The sequence below is a fragment of the Yinghuangia sp. YIM S09857 genome, from assembly GCF_051388915.1.
Lineage (GTDB): Bacteria > Actinomycetota > Actinomycetes > Streptomycetales > Streptomycetaceae > Yinghuangia.
This window is the reverse complement of the sequence record NZ_JBPKBH010000001.1, coordinates 50,728-55,279: the sequence shown is the minus strand read 5'-3', so window position 1 is coordinate 55,279 and position 4,552 is coordinate 50,728. Positions and strand designations below refer to the sequence as shown.

At 71.2% G+C, this 4,552-nt stretch carries 3 protein-coding genes and 1 pseudogene; 1 reads left to right on the top strand and 3 read right to left on the bottom strand.

All coding sequences use genetic code 11. The features are described 5' to 3' along the window. Positions 1 to 178 precede the first annotated feature (178 nt). Positions 179 to 2,101, bottom strand: a complete 1,923-nt coding sequence (locus tag ACRX5S_RS00265; RefSeq protein ID WP_436770601.1) for a glycerophosphodiester phosphodiesterase — start codon at positions 2,099 to 2,101, stop codon at positions 179 to 181. A gap of 76 nt (positions 2,102 to 2,177) precedes the next feature. Further along, positions 2,178 to 2,387, bottom strand: a complete 210-nt coding sequence (locus ACRX5S_RS00260) for a hypothetical protein (protein WP_436770600.1) — start codon at positions 2,385 to 2,387, stop codon at positions 2,178 to 2,180. A 165-nt stretch (positions 2,388 to 2,552) separates the two neighbouring features. Between ACRX5S_RS00260 and ACRX5S_RS00255 the strand changes: the two genes are divergently transcribed. Beyond that, positions 2,553 to 3,764 (top strand): twin-arginine translocation signal domain-containing protein, encoded by a 1,212-nt coding sequence (locus ACRX5S_RS00255; protein WP_436770599.1) that lies wholly within the window; start codon positions 2,553 to 2,555, stop codon positions 3,762 to 3,764. On the opposite strand, the pseudogene ACRX5S_RS00250 reads toward ACRX5S_RS00255, so the two are convergent. Further along, positions 3,761 to 4,552: pseudogene (locus ACRX5S_RS00250) on the bottom strand (hypothetical protein); the annotation flags it as partial. The gene ACRX5S_RS00255 and the pseudogene ACRX5S_RS00250 sit on opposite strands and share 4 nt — an antisense overlap.

Sequence of the window (4,552 nt, the reverse complement as noted above, 5' to 3'; positions counted from 1 at the left end):
CCCCCCCCCCCCCTCCGGCCGTTCTTGACGACTGTTGTTCTCGACCGGGGTTGTTCTCGGCTGTGGCTGTTCTCGGCTGTGGCTGTTCTCGACCACCGTTGTTCTCGGCCGCCGTTGTACCGGCCGCGGCTGTTCTAAGCGATTACGGTTCCTGGCCGCGGCCGCCGTTGACGGCCCGTCAGCGACCCGCGAGCGTACGGGCGTCCGCCGCGACGACCTCGGCCGCCGGGGCCGGGACGGAGCGTCCCGCCTGGTTCTCCGCCCAATTCGCCAGCGGCGCCCACTGGTTGTGCGCGAGCATCGTCATCAGCGTGGATGTGGCGTGCGGTTGCGCGCCCGAGGTGAGCAGGACGTGCGCCAGGCCGCTCGGCGTCACCGCGATCGTGAAGGACGCCGTGGCGGAGGCGGTGCCGCCGGGGCCGACGGCCTCGGCGGTCACGGTGTGCCGTCCGGCCGGGAGGGTGCGCAGGTCGAGGGGCCTGTCCGCGGCCAGAGTGGTGCCGTCGAGGGTGACGGTGACCTTGTCGGCGTCCGTCGCTGCGGCACCGACGACCGGGGCCTGAGCGCGGTCCAGCGCGGCGCCGTCGGTCACGCCCGTCACCCGGACCACCGGCGGGGCGGGCGGCTGCGGCGTCGGACGCTGGAGGAAACCGGCGTTCCAGCCCGCGAGTTCGGCCGGGCGGTTGGTGATGATCGCGTCCACCCCGGCGGCCTCCAGCGCCTGCCAGCGCGCGGCGCTGTCGACGGTCCACACCATGAGTGCGACACCGGCGCGGTGCAGGTCGGCGATGATGCCGGGCCGCGTCATGAGCGCTGCGTCGGACGGGTTGTACGAGGCCAGTCCCAGTTCCGCGGAGATCGCCACCGGGTCCGCGTCCAACGTGCTGCGCAGCAGGCCGCGAGGCAGCTCGGGGGCCAAGTCGCGTACGTACCGCAGCGCGTCGACCTCGAAGCTCTGTACGAAGACGCGGTCGGTCATCCCGGCCGCGCGGATGTCGGCGACGATGCGGGCCACCTCGTCCCTGGTGTGTGCGCCCTTGATCTCCAGCAGCAACTTGCCGCCGCGCGTGCGGAGATCGTCCAACTGCGCGCTCAACGTGGGTACGCGTGATCCGGCGTACATCGGCGCGAACCACGATCCGGCGTCCAGCGCGGCGAGTTGCCCGCTCGTCAGCGTGCGGATCGGCCCGACACCGTCGGTCGTCCGGTCCACGGTCGTGTCGTGCAGGATGTGCGGCACGCCGTCCTTGCTCGGCTGGACGTCGTTCTCGATCCACTCCGCGCCGCCGCGCCGGGCGATCTCGTCCGACACAAGGGTGTTCTCCGGCGCCGCCGACGAGGCGCCGCGGTGCGCGATGACAGTCAGCGGCGACCCGACCGGGCGCAGGTACCCCGGCGCGCCGAGCGCGGTGACCTTGACGTCGTCGAACGACACCCGCGCACCGTTGACGAGCAGCGCCTGCCCGCCGTCCGCGGACCGCTGCACCCGCGAGGTGCGCAGCGCCTCCTTGCCGTCGAAGAACCAGCGCGCCTGCCCGCCGTGCACCTCGGCGGCTATCCGCACGTCCCGCCCGACCCCGGCCGCGCTCGGCGCCGCGGCGGTGTCCGTGACGTTCCACGTGTTGGCGGCGGTGCGCTGCGCGAACTCCAGCCCGTTCGCGGCCGTCGTACCGCTGCGCATGGTCGCGATCGACCACGGCACCGCACCGCTCGACGGCACGTCCAGCCCGAGTGCGGTCCACCGCGCCGCGTCCGCAACGCTGTCGAACCGGGCCGTCGCCTCGAACCGGAAGTCGGCGAGGTGCTGCCCGAAGGTGATCCGGCTCTGCTGCCCCGAGGACGCCGAAACCCCGTGCAGCCGCCCGCCGCTGACGGTCCACTCCCCCTCGACCGCCCGCCACCCCTCAGGCAGCCGACCGGAGGAGAAGTCCGCCGACACCACCACCTCACCTGGTGCGGGGGCGGCGGTGTTCGCGGCGGCAGCGGGATCCGCTCCCGCCGGGGCGGACGCGGCAAGAGGCAGCAAGGAGGCGGTGGCCAAGGCGGCCAGCCCGAGAACGGTCGTACGGCGCAGTCGCGCCGCTCTGTGCATGGTGGTCATGGTCGCCGACGCTAGGAACCCCGCCCCAACAAGGCGCCACGCCTGGGGCAACCCCCGAACAACGGAAGTCGACGGTTCATGAACGCACAGGCATGAGCACGCTCGGGAGTTGGGTGGTGGTGACGGTCCATTCGAGGCCGCCGCGTTCGGGACGGAGGCATACCGTCTCGGGCTCATCGCCGAGGCGCAGTACGTCCATGACCCGGGCGCGGCCGTAGATCGTGTCCAGTACGGTGCCCACCTCCGGCGCCTGCGCGCACGTCCGCTCCCCCGACAAGTCGCCCATGCCGTCCGCTCCCTCTGTCGTACGTCGAAGTCCCACGCGGAATATGGGAGCGGAAAGCACAAGCCATCCAACAGGTCGCCGCACTGCGCGACGGCGTTCGGGAACAGGACGTTTTGCGCCACCCGATCCGGCCACGTTGCGGATCGGGTCGCTTACCGTACGTGCATGACCAGAAACCTGAAGCTCGCCGCCGCGCTGCGCGAACACGGGTTCACGCAGCAGGAGTTGGCCGAGCGGCTGAACGCGATCCAGTACCGCCGCACCGGGCGGTACGGCACCCTCTCCGACAAGTCGGTCCGACGCTGGCTCAGCGGCGAATGCGGCTGGCCGCATGCGCGTCAACGTGACGCTTTGATGGAAGTATTCAAGTGTCCCGTCGAGGACCTGGGGTTCGTCCCCCGCTGTCGACGACGTTCCTCGCGGGCGCCGGAGGAACCCGTGGAACGACGTACTTTCATCGGCGCTACGGCGGTCGGGGTTGCGACCGCTGCGTTCGCCCCCTCAGTGGCCGCCGCGCCCGTGGTCGGAATGAGCGATGCCCGACGACTCGAAGAGCAACTGGCGGGCCTGGACTCGGTCAGCAACAGCCAGGGTGGACACCGCGCACTCGAACTCGCGGCCCTCGAAGGCGCGGCAGCCTGTCGCGAAACCTTGGCGAAGAGCGCCTCGCAACGCGTCCGTGCGCGGATCGACGCGCTGGCGGCGCAATTCGTCGCCGTTGCGGCGTGGTCGTGCATCGATACCCGTGACCTGCAACGAGCATCGCGGCACGCGCACACGAGCCTGACGCTGGCCGGCATGTCCGGCGACGGGCCCACCCAGATCGCTGCCTGGAACACCGTCTTCGTGATCGCCAACCAACGGGCCCAGCACGCCGATTCGCTCGCCGCGCTCCGAGCCGCCGCAGCGACGACCACTGCCAAACGGGACCCGTTCTTCGCATCCATGCTGCACGGCAAAGCCGCTGGCGCACACGCCGCCTTGGGCGAACGCCAATCCGCGCTACGCCATCTCGGCCGCGCCTCCGACACCCTCGGCCGTGCGGAGAACCGCGAGCGCCCGACATGGACCTCGTTCTACGGCTCGGGCGAACTCCACACCCTGAGCGCCAAAGCCCACCTGGCACTCGGCGATCCAACCTCCGCCGAGTACGCGGCCCACCACGCGCTAACCTCCATCCCCGCAAAGTTCCCACGCAACCGCGGCTTCGCCACCATCCGCCTCGCCTTCGCCCAACTCCACCAAGGCGAACGCGAACTTGCCGCCGCCACGGCCAACTCCGCCCAGAACCTGGCCCGTTCCCTCCCAGACCCCGGACGCCTCAACACTATGCTCGCCGAATTCCGCACCGCCCTGGGCAGTTCCAAGTGCCCCTAGCCGGACAGCGCAGCCCACAACTCCGTTTCGCGGGCGTACACTTCCGCCGCCGTTGACAGGTGGTCGAAAACCATGCCCCGGCGAGCGCGCGCGTCGTACGCGGGCCAGCCCGGGTCGCCGTCGCGGATGAAGGCGACCCAGGCGGCGTGGGTCGCGTCGGCGAGAGCTTGCGGCGGGTTGGCTCCGGTGCTCGCGGCGACGTTCTCGCTGGCCAGGCAGTCCCAGGCGAAGGGCAGTTCGACGCAGTGCCCCGCGATGCCGGTGTCCGGGTTCGGGAAACGGAAGTCGTAGGCGAAGGTTGCGGATTCGCCCTGCCGAGCCCGCGCGGCGAGAGTCCGGGCGACGAAGAACCGGAACAGGTGGTCGGTCAGGATGCGCCCGAACAGCAAGCGCGGCTTGCCCGGCGTCGCGGCGCCGTACGTACGACCTCGCCCGCCGGAGAGCCCGGCCAGCCGCAGGGCCACGCCGCGCGGCATCCAGTCGAGCGCGGCCGGCATCATCGTCGACGCCATCTCGAACTCCCCCGCGGTGGCACCGATCAGCAGCGGCTTGTCGGCGCCGATGCCGCGCGCGACGGCCTGTTCGACGGAGTACGGCACAAGGTCGCCGTCCACGAACGGTGCCCACGTCGACAGGCCGCCTCCGCCGCCCGTGACGCCCTTGAGCATCCGCGGACCCATCTCCTCGTCGCCCATCTTCGCCTGCTCCTTGAAGACCGCCTCCTCGTCGAGGGCGACGAACGCGTCGCGGGTGGGCTCGATCCCCAAACGCTCGGCAAGTACGGCGGC